The sequence below is a fragment of the Rhodococcus sp. HM1 genome (assembly GCF_023218075.1).
In the GTDB taxonomy this organism is placed as follows: domain Bacteria; phylum Actinomycetota; class Actinomycetes; order Mycobacteriales; family Mycobacteriaceae; genus Rhodococcus.
In genome coordinates, this window is the sequence record NZ_JALPTB010000095.1 from 1 (window position 1) to 20,530 (window position 20,530).

The following is a 20,530-nucleotide window of genomic DNA, read 5'->3' on the forward strand; positions in this document are numbered from 1 at the left end:
GGGTGGGCCTGTGGTGGGCGGACGCCGCGCATCGTGCCGGGATGGCGTTGTGGGCGTACCTGCCGTATCCGGAGCAGACCGCAGGCTGGCGTCCCGAGCAGATCGCCGAGCACCAGCGGCTCCTCGCGCTCGCCTCGCGCCGGGTGACGGTCGGCGGCCGCCCCGACAAGCGGTTCGATCACGACCGCAGCGCGTTGATGTTGTCCGATGCCGACGTCGTCATCGCCGTGCGTGATCCTCGGGTCACCATCGGCGGCACCGTCGCCGCGCTGCGTGAGCTGGCCGGTCGGCGCAGGGTGATCACCGTCGACGTGGTCGCCAGGTCGACGACGATCTCCGCGGTCGACCCGGTGTTCGCCTGAGCCGATCTCGCGCTGTCCGGACGAAGGGCGCGTACCCTCTGATTCCAGCAGTGAATGTCGCGAGCGTGGTGCGGAAGAGTTCACGACTGCCGGAACGGTGGTACCTGCAATGACAGAAGAGTCGACTGCCCACGGTTCCGACCGGCAATCGGGCCATCCGGGGTTGCTCGCGATCCTGCTCGCGATGGCGATGTTCGTCCTGGTCGTGGACACATCGCTCATGAACGTGTCCATCTCGGCGGTGGTACGCGATCTCGGCACGACCGTCAGCGGCGTGCAGGCCGCCATCGCGCTCGAAGCGCTCGTCTCCGCCGCGTTCATCCTGATCGGCAGCAAGGTCGGTGACCTCATCGGCCGCAAACGCGCCTACGTCATCGGTCTGCTCGGCTACGCGACCGGCGCGACCGCGATGGCGCTCGCCCAGAGCCTGACGGCGGTGATCGTGTTCTGGGCCATCATCGGTGGGATCGGCGCCTCGTTGCTGCTCCCGGCGATGCAGTCCCTCGTCCACGGCAACTTCGAAGGCGACGCCCAGAAGAAGGTCTACGCGCTCGTCGGGGCCGCCGCCGCGATCGCCGCGGCCGTCGGACCACTGCTCGGCGGCTTCATCACCACCTACCTGTCCTGGCGCCTCGCGTTCGTGCTCGAAGTGGTGATCATCGCGGCCGTGCTGTCCGGCATCGGACTCGTCCGCGACGTGCCCTACACCGGATCGCGCGGCGTCGACGGGGTCGGCGCACTCCTGTCCGTGCTCGGCATGGGCGGCATCGTGCTCGGCATCCTGGTGTGGCAGGAAGGCGGCGAAGCGGTCGCCGGGCTCCTCGTGGCCGGCGCCGCCGCCCTGGTCGGGCTCGCCTTCTGGCTGGTACGACGCAAACGCGCCGGCGCTCCGGCGCTGCTGGATCCGGATCTGTTCCGGTCCAAGATCTTCCGGCTCGGCATCACCGGCCAGATGCTCCAGCAGATCGCCCTCGGCGGCGTCATGATCGCGCTGCCGATCTACCTGCAGATGGTGCTCGAGTACAACGCCATGCAGGCGGGTCTGTCGCTCGCCCCGCTCTCGCTCAGCATGTTCGTCGTCGCGTTGCTCGCCGGGAAGAAGGCCGGCGCGCGGCGCCCGAGCACCGTCATCCGGTGGGGTTTCCTGCTCGTCACGATCGGGATCGTGGTCCTCATTCCGATCGTGCCGCGAGCGGACTTCGGGTGGGGCCTGCTGCTGCCGCTCGTGGTCGCCGGGTCGGGCCTGGGCCTGCTGGTCTCGCAACTGAACAACTACACCCTCGCGCCGATCTCGGAGGAGCGGGTCAGCGAAGCCGCCGGCACCAACTCGGCGGCCGGATCGTTCGGCCTGTCGTTCGGCCTGGCGTTCGCCGGTGCCATCCTGCTCGCGACCCTGTCGATCACGTTCACCTCGATGGCGGAGTCGAGCGACGTGCTGCCACCCGCCGACCAGCAGCACGTCGCCCAGGTGCTCGAGGAGGACGCGGAGGTCATGAGCAACACCCAGCTCAAGGAGTTGCTCGCCGGCCAGCCCCCGGCGATCCGCGACGAGATCGTCCGGATCAACACCGACGCGCGCCCGATCGCCCTGCAGGTCGCGTTGCTCGTCCCGCTCGCCGCAGCCTTTCTCGGGTTCGCGAACTCGTTCCGCATGGTCCGAGCGGACGGCCCGCCCGCCGCCGCGCCGAAGGGTGCCGCGCCGTTCTGACCCGGCCGCGCGGCCGATCGCGAACGACACTCAGCCGTCGCCGGGACCCAGGTCGCGGTCGATCAGGTCCAGGATCTCCTCGCTGGTCGCGGCGCGAATCCGATCGACCGCGTCGGCACCGGCATCGCCGTTGGCCCGGATCTCGGCCAGCAGGGTTTCCAACCGCTCCGCGATCGCGGACCGTGCATCTCTGTCCTCGCCGACCTCGGCGAGATCCAGCCGGAGCCGGTCGATGTCGGCACAGGCGACCGAGACCGGATCCGGAACCAGCTCCGCGCGCAGGAATTCGGCGACCGCCCGCGGATTCGGGTGATCGAACACCATCGTCGGCGGCAACCGCAGCCCGGTGGCGGCACCGAGCTGATTGCGGAGCGCCACCGCGGCCAGCGAGTCGAACCCGAGTTCCTTGAACGCCTGCTCCGGGTCGACCGCGTCCGGCGCGTCGTAGCCGAGGACCGCGGCCGCCGCGCCCCGGACCAGCTCGAGCATCAGGTGCCGCTGCTCGGGAACCGACCGTTCGGCAAGGCGCTGCACCCAATCCGCCGACCCGGCACCCGTGGACCCGGCCGCCGCCGTCCCCGCGGCGCGCGGACGGGCTTCCCGGATCAGGCCGCGCAGGGGCGCGGGCACAAAGGCAGCCGCCGCGCCGGTGTGATCGAACCGCGCGGCCACCACGGTGGGTACCCCGGCCGCCAATGCGCTGTCGAACAGGGCCACCCCGTCGTCCGCCGACAGCGGGGCCATGCCGCTGCGGAGCGACCGGACGCGATCGATCGCCCCGAGGTTGCCGGTCATGGCGCTCGGCGGCGCCCACATGCCCCACGCGATCGACAGTGCGGGCAGCCCGAGGGCGTGCCGGTGCTGGGCGAGGGCGTCGAGGAACGTGTTCGCCGCGGCGTAGTTCGCCTGCCCAGGTGCCCCGAGAATCCCGGCGAGGGACGAGAACACGACGAACGCCCGCAGGTCGGAGGCCGCGGTCAGCCGGTGCAGGTTCCAGGCCGCGTCGACCTTCGGCCGCAGCACCGCGTCGAGGCGCTCGGGGGTGAGCGAGGTCAGGGTGGCGTCGTCGATCACTCCGGCCGCGTGGACGACCGCCGTCAGCGGATGCTCCAGCGGGATCCCGCTCAGCACCTCGGCGACCGCGGTCGCGTCGGCGGTGTCGCACGCCACCGCCCGCACCTCGGCCCCCAGGTCGCTCAGCTCGCGCAGCAGCCGGTCGCAGCCCTCGGCGGCGGGTCCGCGCCGGCTGGTCAGCAACAGGTGCCGGGCCCCGTGCGCGGTCACCAGGTGCCGCGCGACCAGCGACCCCACGGTGCCGGTGCCGCCGGTGATCAGCACGGTCCCGTCGGGATCGAACGGCGAGCCGGACTCGTCGACGCCGCGCAGCTGCCGCACCCGCGGCACCAGAACCACACCATTGCGGACCGCCGACTGCGGTTCCCCGCTCGCCAGCGCGGCCGTGACCGCGGCGCCGGGGTCCGCCGCGTCGTCGAGGTCGACCAGCACGAATCGGCCCGGGTTCTCGCTCTGCGCGGAGCCCACGAGTCCCCACACCGCCGCAGCCGCCGGATCGCTGCCCGTCGCGCCGTCCCGCTCGGTGCCGGTGACCATCGCGTTGTGGGTCACGAGCACGAGCGTGCTGTCCGCCGCATCGTCGTCGTCGAGCCACTGCTGCAGCAGACGCAGCACCCGGGTGCACAACTCGTGGGTGGCGCCGGGACCGTGCTCACCGGCCGGGCGGCATTCGACGAGCACCGTCCACGGCCGCCGCTCGCCGTCCGCCGCAGCACTATCGCTCGCGGTGCGCAGTGCTGCCGGATCGGACCAATGCGGGAAGCTCGGACCGAGATCCCCGTCCCCGAGCACGACGATCGGACCGAGGGCCGGTTCGCCCGCGATCTCGACCGGCACCCAGGACAGCCGATGCAGTCGCCGTGCCCCGCGTCCCGGGCCGGTCCCGTCGGCCTGCGGCCCCACCTGCAGGGCATCGACGGTCAGTACCGGCTCACCCGCGGGGTCGACGGCGACCACGCGATACCGTCCGTCCCCGAGGGCGTCGAACTTCACCGACAGCCCTTCGGCGCCGACGGTGTGCAACCGGATCCCCGACCAGACCAGCGGCGCGTCGTCCCATCCGAGCAGCGGGTCGAGCGCCGCCTGCAGCAGCACCGGATGGATGCCGAACCCGTCCGTGTCGACGCCCTCGTCGAGGTGCACCTCGGCGTCGGCGTCGCCCGCGAAGCGATGCGCCCCACCGGGTCCGACGACGTCGTCGATGGTCGCCGATGCATTCCGCACCCAGCTGTCCGAGCGCTCGGCCTCGTCCGGGGTGGACGAGATCGTGACGGTGCGCCGGCCGTCGCTGTCCGGCGCCGACACGAGCACCCGGATCGAGGCCTGTCCGGACGACGCGAGCAGGAGCGGGTGGTGGACGGTGAGTTCGGCGATGCGGTCGAGACCGGCGTGGTGCGCCGCGTGCAGCGTGAGGTCGACCAGCACCGCGGGCAGCACTGCCTTCGCCGCACCCGCCGGTGACACGGCACCGTCCTCGGCCGGTGAGGGCACGGCATCGTCGTCCGACGGTGGCGGCACGAGCCACGAATCCCGGTGCAGCGACAGCTGTCCGGTGAACATCACCGCGTCGTCGTCGAGCGGCACCGCGGCGCCGAGCAACGGATGTCCGGCCGCGCCCAGCCCCAGCTCCGCCGGATCTCCGCTCGTGCGCGTCGGCGCGGTCGGCCAGAAGGACCGCCGCTGGAACGCATAGGTGGGCAACTCCACCCGGCGGCGACCGGGCAGCATCCGATCCCAGTCGATCGTGGCACCGTGCACGAACGCCGCAGCGACCGCCTCGACGACCTCATGTGCCTCGTCGCCGCGACCGGGCAACGTGGCGATCGTGGTCGGGACGACCTCGGCGGCAAGAGAAGTCAGGGTCGCACCGGGACCGACCTCGATCATGCGGGTGACGCCGAGGTCGTCGAGTGTGCGTACGCCGTCGTGGAAACGCACCGTGCGCCGGAGGTGCCGAGCCCAGTAGTCCGGGGACGCGAGTTCCTCGGCCGTGGCGACGCGTCCGGTGACGTTGGAGATCACCGGAATCTGCGGCGGCTGTGCCGTCAGCCGCGACACGACGGCGGTGAACCGGTCGAGGACCGGTTCCATCAGCGTCGAATGGAAGGCCCGGCCCACCCACAGGGTCGTGGTCTGCAGTCCGGCGGCGGACAAGTCGGCCGCGACGGCCCGGACGTCGCGCTCGCCGCCCGAGAGGACGACCGCGTCGGCGCCGTTGACGGCGGCGAGATCGACGCGGCCGTCGATCCGTGCCCGGATGTCGTCCTCACCCGCCCTCACGGCGATCATCAGGCCCGGTTCGGTCGACTGCATCAACCGGCCGCGGACACCCACCAGGACCGCGGCATCGGGCAGGCTGAACACCCCCGCGACATGGGCGGCGGTGATCTCGCCGATCGAATGGCCGATCACATAGTCGGGGGCGAGGCCCCACTCCCGCAGCAGCCGGTACAGCGCGACCTCGACGGCGAACAGCGCCGGCTGGGTGTATTCGGTGCGGTCGAGTGCACCGCCGGTGTCGTCCCAGAGCACTTGCCGCACCGGGGTTTCCACATGTTCGTCGAGCGCGGCGCACACCTCGTCCAGGGCACGGGCGAACACCGGGTAGGTCTCGTAGAGGCCGCGGCCCATCCCGATACGCTGCGCACCTTGGCCGGTGAACATGAACGCGGTCCGGCCGCGGCTGCTCGTCCCGGTGACGACGTTGCCGCCGGGCCGTCCGGCCGCGAGGCGGGTCAGGCCGTCGAGCAGATCGGCCGCCGTGTCTCCGATCACCGCGGCGCGGTGGGGGAAACCGGACCGGGTGGTGGCCAGCGAGTATGCGAGGTCGGCCGGATCCGGGAGATCCGCGCTGCGGTCGCAGAACGCCGCCAGTCGAGCGGCCTGCGCGCGCAGCGCATGCTCGGTCTTACCCGAGACCACCCAGGCCAGCGGGGCTGCCGGCGGCGGTGACACCTCCGGTAGCGCGCGTGCGGCCGGCTGTTCCAGGATCACGTGCGCGTTCGTGCCGCTGATCCCGAACGACGACACCCCGGCGCGACGGGGCCGTCCGGTGTCCGGCCACGGCACCGGCTCGGCGAGCAACGAGACCTCGCCCGCGGTCCAATCGACGTGCCGGGTCGGCGTGTCACCGTGCAGGCTCGGAGGCAGCACCCCGTGCTGCATCGCCAGCACCATCTTGATCACGCCGGCCACCCCGGCTGCCGCCTGGGCATGGCCGATGTTCGACTTGATCGACCCGAGCCACAGCGGCCGGTCGTCCCGCTGCTGCCCGTAGGTGGCCAGCAGCGCCTGCGCCTCGATCGGATCCCCGAGCCGCGTGCCGGTGCCGTGCGCCTCCACGGCGTCGATGTCGGCGGGGCCGAGCCCGGCGGACGCCAGCGCCTGCCGGATCACCCGTTCCTGGGACGGCCCGTTCGGGGCGGTCAATCCGTTGGAGGCCCCGTCCTGGTTGACCGCAGATCCGCGGACGAGCGCGAGCACCCGATGGCCGTTGCGTTCGGCGTCGCCGAGCCGCTCGAGCACCACCATTCCCGCGCCCTCGCTGAGCCCGGTGCCGTCCGCCCGGTCCGAGAACGGCTTGCAGCGGCCGTCCGGGGCGAGCCCGCGCTGACGGCTGAACTCGACCAGCACACCGGGGGTGGCCATCACCGTCGCGCCACCGGCCAGCGCCAGCGCGCATTCCCCGTCGCGCAGCGCGCGGGCCGCGAGATGCACGGCGACCAGCGACGACGAGCAGGCGGTGTCCACGGTGACGGCCGGACCGGTGAAGCCCAACGCGTAGGAGATCCGGCCCGACGCCACGCTGTTGCTCGTCCCGGTCATCAGATAACCCTCGGCGTCGACGTCGCGCCGGGACATCAGGTGGAAGCCGTAGTCGCCGCCCATCAACCCGATGTACACACCGGTGTCGGACAGATCGGGGGCGTCCGGCCGGATTCCCGCGTGTTCCAGCGCCTCCCAGGCGCTTTCGAGGAGCAGCCGGTGCTGCGGATCCATCGCGATCGCCTCGCGCGGGCTGATACCGAAGAACGCGGCGTCGAATTCGTCTGCGTCATAGAGGAATCCGCCCTCCTTCATGTACGTGGTGCCGGTCCGTTCCGGATTCGGGTCGTACACCTCGTCGAGATTCCAGCCCCGGTTGCGCGGGTACGCGCCCACCGCGCACCGGCCGTCGCGGACGAGTCGCCACAGGTCGTCGGGGCAGTGCACCTCACCCGGGTATCGGCAGGCCATCCCGACGATGGCGATCGGGTCGTCGTCCCGGCGGGTGCGGACGGGTGCGGTCGCCGGCTGCGGAGCGGTATCGCTGCCGAGCAGGCGGTTGAGCAGCTCCTGGGCGAGCGCGTCCGCGGTGGGGTAGTCGAACACCACGGTCGCGGCCAGCTTGACGCCGGTCGCGGTCGCCAACTGGTTGCGCAATTCCACCGCGGTCAGCGAATCGAAGCCCAGCTGCTTGAACGCACGCTCCGGGTCGATCGCGTCGCTGCCGTCGTAGCCGAGTGCCGCGGCCACGTGGGTGGTGACGATGTCCAGCACCCGGCTGTAGCGGTCGCCGGGCTCCAATGCACGCAACTCGTCGGCGAGCCCGGTCGGCGATGCGCCGGCCGCGACCCGGCGGCGACGAGTTCCGAGGACCCGGCGCAGGATCGGCGGCAGCGCGGTGCCCTCGGTGCGCGCGGCGCGCGTCGCGAGCCGCAGCGGCACGATCAGGGGACGGTTCACGGCGAGCCCGGCGTCGAACAGGGCCAGCCCCGAGTCCACGTCGATGGTGTCGATGCCGTTGCGCTGCAACCTGTCCAGGTCGGCGGCATCGAGATGGGACGTCATGCCGCTCGGCCGATCCCACAACCCCCACGCCAGGGAGATCGCGGGGAGGCCGCGGGCGCGGCGGTGCTGGGCGAGGGCGTCGAGGAAGACGTTGGCCGCCGCATAGTTCGACTGCCCGGCGCCGCCGAGGACGCCCGCCGCGGAGGAGAACAGCACGAACGCGGTCAGGTCCCGGTCGCGGGTGAGGTCGTGCAGGTGCCAGGCTCCGTCGAGTTTGGGCCGCAGCACCGCATGCAGCTGGTCCGTGTTCAGGGTGGCGGCGGTGGCATCGTCGAGTACCCCGGCGGCGTGGATCACGCCGGTGAGGTCGGGAATGCCGTCGAGCAGCGCGGCCACCGCGGCGCGGTCGGTCACGTCGCACGCGGCGACCTCGACGTCGGTTCCGGTGGCGGCGAAATCGGCACGCAGGGCGGCCGCGCTCTCGGCGTCGAGCACGTGCCGGCCGGTGAGCACCAGCCTGCGCACCCCGTACCGGGCGGCGAGATGGCGGGCGATCAGCCGGCCGATGGTCCCGGTGCCCCCGCTGATCAGAACCGTGCTGTCCGGGCCGAAGGGCGGCGCGTCCGACTCGGGCGTCGCGGCCGGTGGCACCGCGGCGAGCATCGGTGTCAGCAGCACACCGTCGCGGACAGCCAGCTGGGATTCGTTGCAGGACAAGGCCGTCGACAGCAGTGTGGGATCGGGGAGTTCGCCGGCCGGTCCGTCCTGGTCCACCAGGGTGATGCGATCGGGATGCTCGTTCTGCACAGCGCCGATCAGGCCCCAGACGGGCGCGGCGGCCACGTCGTCGACCGGTTCGTCGTCCCGGACCGCGACCGCATGCGCGGTCGTGACCAGCAGTCGGGTCTCGGCCAGGCGCTCGTCCCGGAGCCAGGACTGCACCGCGTGCAGCGTCGCCTCCGCGGCGGCGTGCGCCCGGGCCGGCGTATCCGGCTCCTCGCCCGGTCCGGCGGGCAGCCACAGGACACGACCGGCGGGATCGTCCCCGGCGAGCGTCTCCGGCAGCGGCATCAGGTCCACCGGCATCGGGTCCGCCGGCGCCGCGACCGGCACCCACGCGACGCGGTAGAGGCCGGCACCGGCCCCCGGGACCGAAACACCCGCCTCCCCGAGAGGACGCAACGTCAGCGAGTCCGCGGTCACCACCGGCCGGCCGGTCGCGTCGTAGGCCGAGACCCGGTAGCGCTCGGCTCCGGTCGCGGTGACGTGCACCCGCAGGGCGGTGGCGCCCACGGCGTGTACCTGCACGTCGCGCCAGGCGAACGGCAACCGGACACCGGTCTCGGTGCTTCCGAGCGCGATCAGGTGCAGCGCGGCGTCGAGCACCGCCGGATGGATCCCGTAGCCCGCGACCGCCGCGTCCGGGTCCTCGCCGCCCAATCGCACCTCGCCGTAGAGGTCGTCGCCGCGGCGCCACGCCGCGCGCAGGCCCCGGAAGACCGGACCGTACCCGTAGCCGGCGTCGTCGAGCAGGTCGTAGAGACCGCGGACGTCGACCGGGATGGCATCGGCGGGCGGCCACTGCGGTTCCGGGAAATCGGCGGCATCCGCGGCCGCCGTCGTGAGCGTGCCGGTGGCGTGCCGGGTCCACGGGGTGTCCGGTACGGTGTCCGCGGGCCGGGAGTGCACCGACACCGCGCAGCGGCCGGTGTCGCCGTCGGCGAGCGCGCTCACCTGCACCGCGACCTCACCGTCGGCGGGGATCACCAGCGGCGCCTCGAGCGTGAGCTCGTCGAGCCGGCCGCAGCCGACGCGGTTCCCCGCGTGCAGCGCGAGTTCCACGAAAGCCGTGCCGGGCAGCACGACGGTGTCGCCGACCGTGTGGTCGTGCAGCCACGGAAGACGTTGCGCGGAAAGCACACTCGTGGACACCGTGCCGCGGCCGTCACCGAGTTCGACCGACGCGGCGAGCATCGGATGCCCGCCCGTGTCCATGCCCGCCGAGGCGACATCACCCTCCGGTGCGGGGCCGTCCAGCCAGTAACGGCGGTGCTGGAAGGAATAGGTGGGCAGGTCCACCCACGGCCGTTGCTCGGGACGTCGCGCCCACCGTACCCGGCCTCAGTCGACCTGCACGCCGTGCACGTGCGCGTCCGCGAGGGCGGCGGTGAACTGACGCAGGTCCGCGCGGTCGCGCCGGAGGGTGCCGACGACGTGTCCGGCGACGCCCTCCGCGTCGAGTGTTTCCTGCATCGGCACGGTCAGGACGGGATGGCTGCACGACTCGACGAACAAGCGATACCCGTCCGCGGCCAGCGATTTCGTCGCGTGCTCGAAGCGGACCGGGTGGCGCAGATTGCGATACCAGTAGTCGGCGTCGAGCGTGGCACCGTCCAGCTCACCGCCGGTCACCGCCGAGTAGAGCGGGATCCTCGACCGGCGGGGCCGGATCGGGGCCAGCACGTCGAGGATCGGTTCGTGCAGAACCGAAATGTCCGCGCAGTGCGAGGCGTATTCCACCGCGATCCGGCGGGCCTGGACGCCGTCGTCCCGCCACCGCGCGACCAGGTCGTCGAGCGCCTCGACGGGACCGGACACCACCGTCGCGGTCGGCCCGTTGACCGCTGCCACCTCGACGGCGCCGGCCCAGGGGGCGATGGCGTCCCGCACCGCGTCCGCGGGCAGCGCCGCCGACGCCATCCCTCCGCCGCGCCGCGCCGACGCCGCGATCACCTGACTGCGTGCGGCGACGACCAGCGCTGCGTCGGACAGGCTCAGCGCACCGGCGACGTAGGCGGCGGCGATCTCACCCTGCGAATGCCCGACCACCGCCGCGGGTTCGACGCCGTGGGAGCGCCACAACTCGGCGAGCCCGACCATCATTGCGAACAGCGCCGGTTGCACCACGTCGACGCGGTCCAGCGACGCCGGGTCTCGGTCGCGCAGGACGTCGAGCAGCGCGAACGTCGTGTGCGGCGCCAGCGCCTCGGCGCATTCGCGCACGGTCTCGGCGAACTCCGGTGATGTGTCCAGCAGTTGCGCGGCCATGCCGACCCACTGCGAACCCTGGCCGGGAAAGACGAACACCGGCCGGTCACCGGCCTCCGCTGCCACGCCGGTGACGACGTCGGCGCTCGGGGCGCCGCGGGCGAGCGCGTCGAGGCCGCCGAGCAGGGTCTCGGACCGTGCGCCGATCACGGCGGCGCGCTGGTCGAAGGTGGCACGCGAGTTCAGCAGCGCCCCGGCCACCGCGGCAGGAGGCAGGTCGGGGTGGGCAGCCAGATACTCGCGCAACCGCCCGGCCTGCGCCCGCAGCGCGGATTCGGTGTGGCCCGACACGCACCAGACAACGACCTCACCCGCGGGAGTTCTCGTGACCGGCGCCTCGGCCGGTGGGGACTGCTCCAGGACGACGTGCGCGTTGGTGCCGCTGATCCCGAACGAGGACACCGCCGCCCGGCGAGGCCGGTCGAGGTCGGGCCACTCCCGGTTCTCGGTCAGCAGGGACACGGATCCGGCGGACCAGTCGACGTGCGGGGTGGGCCGGTCGACGTGCAGGGTCTTCGGCAGGACGCCGTGCCGCATCGCCAGGATCATCTTCATCACGCCGGCCACACCGGCAGCGGCCTGGGTGTGCCCGAGATTCGACTTCACCGAGCCGAGCCACAGCGGCCGGCCGGCGGAACGGTCGCGGCCGTACGTCGCCAGCAGGGCGGACGCCTCGATCGGATCGCCCAGGGTGGTGCCGGTGCCGTGCGCCTCGACCACGTCGACGTCGCCCGGGCCGAGCCCGGCATCGGTCAGCGCCTGCCGGATCACGCGCTCCTGGGCCTGCCGGTTCGGTGCGGTCAGGCCGTTGCTGGCACCGTCCTGGTTGATCGCGCTGCCCCGGATCACGGCGAGGATCCGCCGACCGTGGCGCTGTGCGTCGGACAGCCGTTCCAACGCGATCATCGCTGCGCCCTCGCCCCACGCGGTGCCGTCGGCGGCGGCCGAGAACGCCTTGCACCGACCGTCGGGGGCCAGACCACGCTGGCGGCTGAACTCGACGAACACCCCCGGCGTCGCCATCACGGTCGCCCCACCCGCCAGCGCCAGTTCGCACTCGCCGTTGCGTAGTGCCTGCATGGCGAGGTGGATGGATACCAGCGACGACGAGCATGCGGTGTCGACGGTGATCGCCGGTCCGGACAGGCCGAAGCTGTACGCCACCCGGCCGGAGGCGACACTCATGGCATTGCCGGTGATGAAGTACCCCTCGAGGTCCGCCGGTGGCCGCCCCCCGGCCCGCGCCGCGTAGTCGATACCGGACAGCCCGGTGAACACCCCGACCCGGGAGCCGTGCACCGACCGCGGATCCAGGCCGGCATGTTCGAAGGTCTCCCAGCTGGTTTCGAGCAGGAGACGCTGCTGCGGGTCCATGGCCAGCGCCTCGCGCGGGGAGATGCCGAAGACCTCGGGATCGAACCCGGCCGGGTCGTCGAGGAAGCTGCCCTGCAGCGTGTAGGTCTTGCCGGCTTGCTCGGCCTTCGGATCGTAGAGTTCGGCCGAATTCCAGCCCCGGTCCTCGGGAAAGCCGGTGACAGTCTCCGAACCGGATTCAACCACGCGCCACAGGTCCTCGGGCGACCGCACACCACCGGGGAAGCGGCAACCCATCCCGATGACGGCGATCGGTTCGTGACGCACGGCCTCGGACTCGCGAAGCTTCTCTTTCACCTGGTAGAGCTCGGCAGTCACCCTCTTCAGGTAGTCGAGGAGTTTCGCTTGATCGGTCATCCAGGATCAGCTCCTTACCGGAAGCCCCCCGAGCCGTCGCGGATTTCGATTCTATCCGCGGCGCCTGCCTCGGAAGTCGAGTTCGCTGCATCGCAGGTGCAGATTCCTCCCCTGCGAGCGCTGACTTCCGCCGCGTCCCACGGTCTGCATGAAGAACCATCGAGTTCCGCGCAGGCGGGGGCACCAAACGACGGGACACTGCCATGCACACCGCACACCGAGAGAACGTGACTGCCACCCTGATCGTCGCCGCGCCGGCCGCGCGGGTGTTCGCGGTGCTTGCCGACCCGACCACCCATTCGGCGATCGACGGCACCGGCTGGGTGCAGGACACCGCCGACCGGGCGCCGTTGACCGAGGTGGGGCAGGTCTTCCGGATGGACATGGACCACCCCCGCCAGGTGAACGGTTACTACAAGGTGGCCAATCAGGTGCACGTGCTCGATCCGCCGCGCGCCATCGGCTGGCGGACGGGGGAGGAGAAGGACGACGGCACCTGGAGTTCGGCGGCTGGAGTTGGAGTTATGAGCTGGTGCCGCTCGGTCCGTCGGAGACCGAGGTGACGCTCGTCTACGACTGGTCGGCGGTGCCGCAGCACATCCGGGACCACGTCGGGTTCCCGCCGTTCGGTCCGGACCATCTCACCAATTCGCTGCAGCACCTGGCCGAGCTTGTCGCAGTTGCGTCCAGCGATTCGACGAACAAATGAACCTCCACAAGCTCTACACGGCATTGCTGACGGACGACCTCGCATTCGGCGAAGGCTGGTACACGAAACTGCTGGGCCGCGGACCGGACCACCGGCAGGCCGGACCGAGATCGGTCGGGCCGAAACGGTGTCCCGGTACCGCCGAGAGAGGAGTCTGGACTTTAGACCCTGTTCCGCGGGCAAGTGACGATTGGAGCGAATGCTGTGGACGAAGATCGGAAACCCGACGAATACGACGACCTCGACGACGACACGAAACGTAGTGCGCAGGAACGGGCACACGAGATTCAGCAGATGTACGAGCCCGGTGCCAGACCTACGGTAACGGTGCCGGGAACCCGCGGGATGGTCTCGGGTACCGCGTTTGCCCACCTCGTCGAGTCGGAGGACGGCCCGACGACGGGCGAAGGGCAGTCGCAGGACGGCACCACGGGAGAGCAGCATCGATAAGCCCGGAGCAGTCAGATTTCCCGGACTGTCCTCGCTGCACGCCACCGCGTCGCCGGGTTTCGTCGCCGTCGGCGGTGCGCGTCGGAGGGTGGCTGCCCGGCGCGGGGTCCGTCGGAAGACAAGCCGAGCTCGGCGACCGTCTCGAAATGGTGTGCGCCGCGAGCTGTCGCTGTCCGCTCGATGGTCAGATGCGCAGCGCGACCTTCGACTCGGAGCGTGGCGACCTGGTTTCCGAATGTCGGACCGGCTGCCTTGCTCCAGGTGATGGAGGTGGTCGGTACGGGCGTCACCAGCCCGAGAACCGCACGTACGCAGCGTTCTGCTGTGCGGCTCCAGGCAACTCGGAACGCCACTCGAACCGCTGCCGGAACATGGTTGTGCAGCGGCGAGCACGTCAACTGGTAGATCGCTGCGCTCATGGGGACGCGGAAGTGGGCACGAGCGGCGTATGCGTGGTGCACGTCGCCCGACAGCACGCACACCGTCGCCGGGGTGACATCGGACGGTCCCGAGCGGCGTCCACTGCCGACTTCCGCCAGCAGCCGGGCGACACGGTCGAACGAGTCGCGGAATGCCGACCAATGCTCGAGATCCGCACCGCGGCGGAGCTTTTCGGCCCACCGCCCGAGCCGTTCACCGCGCGCGCCGGATGCGAGCAACTCGTCCCACGCTTCGACGTCGTGCATGGCACGCGGAAGCAACCAGGGCAACGACGTCCCGATGAGCAGGTGATCGTAGTCGCCCTCGGTCTGGCTTTCGATCCAGTCGAACTCCGGATCCGACACCATCTCCCGGCGGTCGGCTGTGAGGACCCGGCCACACCGCGAATCGATCATCAGCACCCGCACCGAACCGAAATCCCGCCGGTAGGACCACCGCGCGCCGGAAGCGCCGTCCGCTTCCTCGTCCGCATCGGACGCGAAGGCGCGGAGAATCGGTTCGGCATCACCCCCGCAGTTGCGGACACGGTCGTAGAGCGCGTCCTCGGACAGTTCCTTCGGTGAAAGATTCCCGAGGTGCTGATAGATCCAGTACGACATGAGGGCGCCGACGATCCGTTCCTCCCACCACGACGAGGCCTCCACTTCGGTCCGCCACAGGTGCGAGGTGTTCCAGTCGTCGTGCACGTCGTGGTCGTCGAAGATCATCGAGGTCGGCACGGTCGACAACAGCCAACGGACGTCGGGTTCGGACCACGATTGGGAATACAGCCAGGTGTATTCCTCGAAGTTCCGCACCTGCGCGCCCGGTGGTTCCGACAGATCGTGCCGCTCGCCGACACGCCGCCGCATTTCCGGCGACAGTTCGTCGGCATACACCTGGTCGCCGAGCAACAACAGGGCGTCGGGCCACTCTTCGGGGGAGCGGGCGCGCATACGCTGCGCGTAGGCCACGAGAGCATCGGTCCCCAGTGCGGACGAATCCTCGTCGTCCGGGGCCGTCGCCACGCGACACGAGCCGAACGCCAGGACGAACCGGTCGCCGGCACCGAGGGTCCGAATCCGGGACGGGTCGTCGCCGGCATGTGGCCACACCTCGCGCCCGTCCAGACGCACCTCGTAGGGCGTGGTGGATCCCGGCTCCAAGCCTTCGACCGAGACGAGGGCATAGTGGTGGCCTGCCACCGTCCACGTCTTCTCCGAGTTGCCGAGGACCTGCACGGTGCACGGGGCAGACGTCTCCACCCACACCGTGGCGTCCGTAGCCCCGACGTGCCGAAGTAACGGGCCGAGAACGAGATCCACCACGGCGTCACCGGGCCCCTACTGGACGGAGCGACCGCCTCATGCGGTCCGAGGGTACTCGCAACGAGCGACCCCAAGCCGATTCCGGCGATTTCCGCACCGATCTCGGACCGTTTTGCGGGTCGCGCCGGAACGGATGTCGGGCCGCAGTTACCAGCCGCGTTCCCGCCACTCGCCGAGATGCGGACGCTCGGCGCCGAGCGTCGAGTCCTTGCCGTGCCCCGGGTAGATGACGGTGTCGTCGCCGAAGCGGCCGAACAGCTTCGTCTCGACGTCGTCGAGCAGCGAGGTGAACTTCTCGTGGTCCGCGGTCTTGCCGATACCGCCGGGGAACAGGCAGTCGCCGGTGAACACGTGGTGGCGGCCCGTGCCCTGCTCCTCGAGGACCAGCGCGATCGAGCCCGGGGTGTGCCCCGACAGGTGCAGCACCTCGAGCGACAGCTCACCGATCTCGACGGTGTCGCCTTCCATGAGCAGGCGGTCGGGCGTGACGGGCAGCGGCTCGGCGTCGAGCGGATGCGCGGCGGTCGGCACACCCGTGGCGTCGGCGACCTTCTCGAGCCCCTGCCAGTGATCCCAGTGCTGGTGCGTGGTGACGATCAGCTCGAGTTTCGGGGCGTTCTCGGCGAGGTAACTCACCAGCAGATCCGGCTCGTTCGCGGCGTCGATGAACAGCGACTTGCCGGTGGCGGAATCGGTGATGAGGTAGGTGTTGTTGTCCATCTGGCCGACGGAGAGCTTGACGATGGTCGCGCCGGGGATCGTGCGGCGCTGCGCGGGGCCGCCGGGGGAGACCTCCCCGGTGTAGTGGTCGTCGATGGTCACGGGCTGCTTCGTCATGTGGCAGAGATTACCGCCGGGGAACATCTGCCGAGGTGAGGAGGCTGCGAACGCGAACGTGTCGGTGGGCGCGCCTACCATGGCACAGTCCGGTGTCGCGTGATTCGGCGCCGGCTCCTCGAAATGCAACCGGACGGTGCGCGCCCACCAGGCGCGGGGTCCGAAGGAAGGACGTGGCGTGGCGGATCGCCTGATCGTGCGAGGTGCACGGGAGCACAACCTGCGCGGAATCAACGTGGACCTCCCACGGGACAGCCTCATCGTGTTCACCGGGCTGTCCGGCTCCGGCAAGTCGAGCCTCGCGTTCGACACGATCTTCGCCGAGGGGCAGCGGCGGTACGTCGAATCGCTGTCCGCGTACGCACGCCAGTTCCTCGGCCAGATGGACAAGCCCGACGTCGACTTCATCGAAGGCCTGTCCCCGGCGGTGTCCATCGACCAGAAGTCCACCAACCGCAACCCGCGGTCGACGGTCGGCACCATCACCGAGGTCTACGACTATCTGCGTCTGCTGTACGCCCGCGCCGGTACCCCGCACTGCCCGGTCTGCGGTGAGCAGATCGCGCGGCAGACGCCGCAGCAGATCGTCGACCAGGTGCTCGACATGGAACCGGGACTGAAGTTTCAGGTCCTCGCGCCGGTCGTGCGCACCCGCAAGGGCGAGTTCGTCGACCTGTTCGAGCAGCTCACCATCCAGGGCTTCGCCCGCGTGCGCGTCGACGGCGTCGTGTATCCGCTGACCGACCCGCCGAAGCTGAAGAAGCAGGAGAAGCACGACATCGAGGTCGTCGTCGACCGCCTCGCCGTCAAGCCCACCGCCAAGCAGCGGCTCACCGACTCGATCGAGACGGCGCTGCGCCTGGCCGAGGGCATCGTCGTGCTCGACTTCGTCGACCGTGACGAGAACGCCCCGGATCGGGAGCGACGCTTCTCCGAGAAGCTCGCCTGCCCCAATGCGCATCCGCTGTCCATCGACGATCTCGAGCCCCGCTCGTTCTCGTTCAACTCGCCGTACGGAGCCTGCCCCGAGTGCACGGGTCTCGGTGTCCGCAAGGAGGTCGACCCGGATCTCGTGGTGCCCGACCCGGAGTGCACCCTCGAAGACGGCGCGATCGCCCCGTGGTCGGTGGGGCAGAGTTCCGAGTACTTCAACCGGTTGCTGTCCGGTCTCGGCGACATCATGGGCTTCGACCTGTCGACCCCGTGGAACAAGCTGCCGGCCAAGGCCCGTAAGGCGATCCTCGAGGGCAGCACCGAGCAGGTGCACGTCCGCTACAAGAACCGCTACGGCCGGGTTCGCTCGTACTACGCCGAGTTCGAGGGCGTCATGCCGTTCCTGCATCGACGGCTCGAGCAGACCGAGTCCGAGCAGATGAAGGAACGCTACGACGGCTACATGCGGGACATCCCGTGCCCCGCGTGCGACGGCGCGCGGCTGCGGCCGGAGATCCTGTCGGTGACGATCGCCGCCGACGGCGGGCACAAGTCCATCGCCGAGGTCTGCGACCTGTCGATCGGCGAGTGCTCGGCGTTCCTGAACAGCCTGACCCTCGGCCCCCGCGAGGAGGCCATCGCCGGGTCGGTGCTCAAGGAGGTGCAGGCCCGTCTCGGGTTCCTGCTCGACGTCGGCCTCGAATACCTCACCCTCTCGCGCGCGGCCGCGACCCTCTCCGGCGGTGAGGCGCAGCGCATCCGGCTCGCCACGCAGATCGGTTCCGGCCTGGTCGGTGTGCTGTACGTGCTGGACGAACCGTCCATCGGCCTGCACCAGCGCGACAACCGTCGCCTCATCGAAACCCTCACGCGGCTGCGGGATCTCGGCAACACCCTGATCGTCGTCGAGCACGACGAGGACACCATCCGCGCCTCCGACTGGGTCGTCGACATCGGGCCGTTCGCCGGTGAGCACGGCGGTCGGGTCGTGCACACCGGAACGTACAAGCAGCTGCTGGACAACACCGAGTCGCTGACCGGCGCGTACCTGTCCGGACGCAAGAACATCGAGGTGCCGCCGCTGCGCCGGCCGATCGACCGCAAGCGTCAGGTCACGGTCGTCGGCGCCCGGGAGAACAATCTGCGCGGCATCGACGTGTCGTTCCCGCTCGGCGTGCTCACCAGCGTCACCGGGGTGTCCGGCTCCGGCAAGTCCACGCTGGTCAACGACATTCTCGCGACGGTGATGGCGAACAAGCTCAACGGCGCCCGCCAGGTGCCGGGCCGGCACACCCGCGTCAACGGGCTCGACCAGCTCGACAAGCTCGTCCAGGTCGACCAGTCACCGATCGGCCGCACCCCGCGGTCGAACCCGGCGACCTACACCGGTGTGTTCGACAAGATCCGCACCCTGTTCTCGCAGACCACCGAGGCGAAGGTGCGCGGGTACCAGCAGGGGCGGTTCTCGTTCAACGTCAAGGGCGGCCGGTGCGAGGCGTGCTCCGGCGACGGCACCCTCAAGATCGAGATGAACTTCCTGCCGGACGTGTACGTGCCGTGCGAGGTGTGCCACGGCGCCCGCTACAACCGCGAAACCCTCGAGGTGCACTACAAGGGCAAGAACATCGCCGAGGTGCTCGACATGCCGATCGAGGAGGCCGCCGAGTTCTTCCAGCCGGTCACCTCCATCCACCGCTACCTCAAGACGCTCGTGGACGTCGGGCTCGGCTACGTGCGGCTCGGGCAGCCGGCGCCCACCCTCTCCGGTGGTGAGGCGCAGCGCGTCAAGCTCGCTGCCGAACTGCAGAAGCGGTCGAGCGGACGCACCGTCTACGTGCTCGACGAGCCGACCACGGGCCTGCACTTCGAGGACATCCGCAAACTCCTCGGCGTCATCAACGGGCTCGTCGACAAGGGCAACACGGTCATCGTCATCGAGCACAACCTCGACGTCATCAAGACCGCGGACTGGGTCATCGACATGGGACCGGAGGGCGGATCGGGCGGCGGCACCGTCGTCGCGCAGGGCACCCCCGAGGAGATCGCGGCAACCGAGGGCAGCTACACCGGCCGGTTCCTCGCCGAAGCGCTCGGCGCCGCACCGGCGTCGGAACCGGTCCGCAAGCCCGCCCGCAAGCGCGCCCCGAGGAAGGCCGCCGCGGTCGGATAGCCGACAGGCGCCGACGCGGCGCGGCTCGACTCACCGGGAGGGCGCGCCGACCTGCACACGAGCAAGTCGGCGCGCTCGCGTGCAACCGGCGTCGGGATCCTCGAGGTCAGTAGACGGGGCCGGTGTACTTCTCGCCGGGGCCCTTGCCGGGCTCGTCGGGATGCGCCGACGCCTCCCGGAACGCCTTCTGCAGCGCCTGCAGGCCTTCCCGCATCGGGCCGGCGTGCGGGCCGAGGTACTCGACGGACGCGGTGACCAGGCCGGCGAGCGCGGTGATGACCCGGCGCGCCTCGTCGAGGTCCAGGTGGGCGCTGTCGTCGGGGTTCTCGTCACCGAGGCCCAGTTTCTCGGCGGCAGAGCTCATCAGCATCACGGCGGCGCGGCTGATCACCTCGACGGCGGGAATCTCGGCGAGGTGGCGAACGTCGTCGGCGGGCGACTCGGGGGTGTCGGTCATACCGTCGAGGATTCCATCCCGGTCCCTCCGGATCGCTCGCGGGTCGGGTGGGGAAGCGCCCGATTCGATCCTCACGTGCAGATTTGCTACTGTGGATCCCACGACCGCCCACGTGGAACACGCGTGGGCAGCAAAGTGGAGTCCGACTCCCACCTCTGGCGGCACATCGTTGCAGCTCAGTGGTCCGGTCCGCCCCGCACCTCGGTGCCGTGGGTGACTCGCCTTCCCAGGTGAGCGACGACGGTGCAGCCCCGGCTGCCGGTTCGTCGGGCCGGTCGGTAATCGGACCCCGTGTGGAGCTTCGGCGCCGCAGCGGGGTCTTTTCGTCGAGGAATGTCGGGCCCACGTGCTGCGGCGCGGTCAACAGACCGCACCGCTCTACCTAGGAGGCCCCATCAGCGCTGAGACCCGCATCAACGAACGCATCCGAGTTCCCGAGGTCCGACTCGTCGGACCGGGTGGTGAACAGGTCGGAATCGTGCGTGTTGAAGATGCACTCCGCCTGGCATACGAAGCCGACCTCGATCTGGTCG

Annotated in this window: 10 protein-coding genes and 1 pseudogene; 6 read left to right on the plus strand and 5 right to left on the minus strand. The window is 70.6% G+C overall.

The window, feature by feature from the left end; translation table 11 throughout:
- Both M1M07_RS29430 and M1M07_RS29435 read left to right on the plus strand, forming a co-directional pair.
- Positions 1–362 (plus strand): hypothetical protein (locus M1M07_RS29430; protein WP_248676426.1); only part of this gene is annotated, 362 nt, incomplete at its 5' end.
- A gap of 109 nt (positions 363–471) precedes the next feature.
- A complete protein-coding gene (locus tag M1M07_RS29435) occupies positions 472–2,070 on the plus strand; it encodes an MFS transporter (protein ID WP_248676427.1) in 1,599 nt (532 codons plus the stop codon).
- Between the two features lie 30 nt (positions 2,071–2,100).
- Here the strand turns inward: M1M07_RS29435 and M1M07_RS29440 are convergent, their stop codons facing one another.
- Positions 2,101–9,993 (minus strand): type I polyketide synthase, encoded by a 7,893-nt coding sequence (locus M1M07_RS29440; RefSeq protein WP_248676428.1) that lies wholly within the window; start codon positions 9,991–9,993, stop codon positions 2,101–2,103.
- 42 nt (positions 9,994–10,035) lie between these two features.
- Positions 10,036–12,693 (minus strand): type I polyketide synthase, encoded by a 2,658-nt coding sequence (locus tag M1M07_RS29445; protein ID WP_248676429.1) that lies wholly within the window; start codon positions 12,691–12,693, stop codon positions 10,036–10,038.
- 203 nt (positions 12,694–12,896) lie between these two features.
- Between M1M07_RS29445 and M1M07_RS29450 the strand changes: the two are divergent.
- Both M1M07_RS29450 and M1M07_RS29455 read left to right on the plus strand, forming a co-directional pair.
- Positions 12,897–13,402, plus strand: a pseudogene (locus M1M07_RS29450) (SRPBCC family protein).
- 204 nt (positions 13,403–13,606) lie between these two features.
- The gene (locus M1M07_RS29455; protein WP_248676430.1) at positions 13,607–13,852 is read left to right on the plus strand and encodes a hypothetical protein; all 246 of its coding nucleotides are present in this window, start codon (positions 13,607–13,609) and stop codon (positions 13,850–13,852) included.
- Between the two features lie 11 nt (positions 13,853–13,863).
- On the opposite strand, the gene M1M07_RS29460 is transcribed toward M1M07_RS29455, so the two are convergent.
- Together M1M07_RS29460 and M1M07_RS29465 are read right to left on the minus strand one after the other, a co-directional pair.
- Complete coding sequence (locus M1M07_RS29460; RefSeq protein ID WP_248676431.1) at positions 13,864–15,600, minus strand: alkaline phosphatase D family protein; 1,737 nt, start codon at positions 15,598–15,600, stop codon at positions 13,864–13,866.
- Positions 15,601–15,747: 147 nt separating this feature from the next.
- A complete protein-coding gene (locus tag M1M07_RS29465) occupies positions 15,748–16,437 on the minus strand; it encodes an MBL fold metallo-hydrolase (RefSeq protein WP_197251522.1) in 690 nt (229 codons plus the stop codon).
- Positions 16,438–16,615: 178 nt separating this feature from the next.
- On the opposite strand from M1M07_RS29465, the gene uvrA reads away from it, so the two are divergent.
- Complete coding sequence (gene uvrA, locus M1M07_RS29470; RefSeq protein ID WP_248676432.1) at positions 16,616–19,540, plus strand: excinuclease ABC subunit UvrA; 2,925 nt, start codon at positions 16,616–16,618, stop codon at positions 19,538–19,540.
- 106 nt (positions 19,541–19,646) lie between these two features.
- Here uvrA and M1M07_RS29475 read toward each other — a convergent pair whose 3' ends face one another.
- Complete coding sequence (locus M1M07_RS29475; RefSeq protein ID WP_197251524.1) at positions 19,647–19,997, minus strand: DUF1844 domain-containing protein; 351 nt, start codon at positions 19,995–19,997, stop codon at positions 19,647–19,649.
- A 346-nt stretch (positions 19,998–20,343) separates the two neighbouring features.
- Here M1M07_RS29475 and M1M07_RS29480 point away from each other — a divergent pair.
- A partial coding sequence (locus M1M07_RS29480; RefSeq protein ID WP_368862576.1) for a translation initiation factor IF-3 occupies positions 20,344–20,530 on the plus strand: 187 nt, incomplete at its 3' end.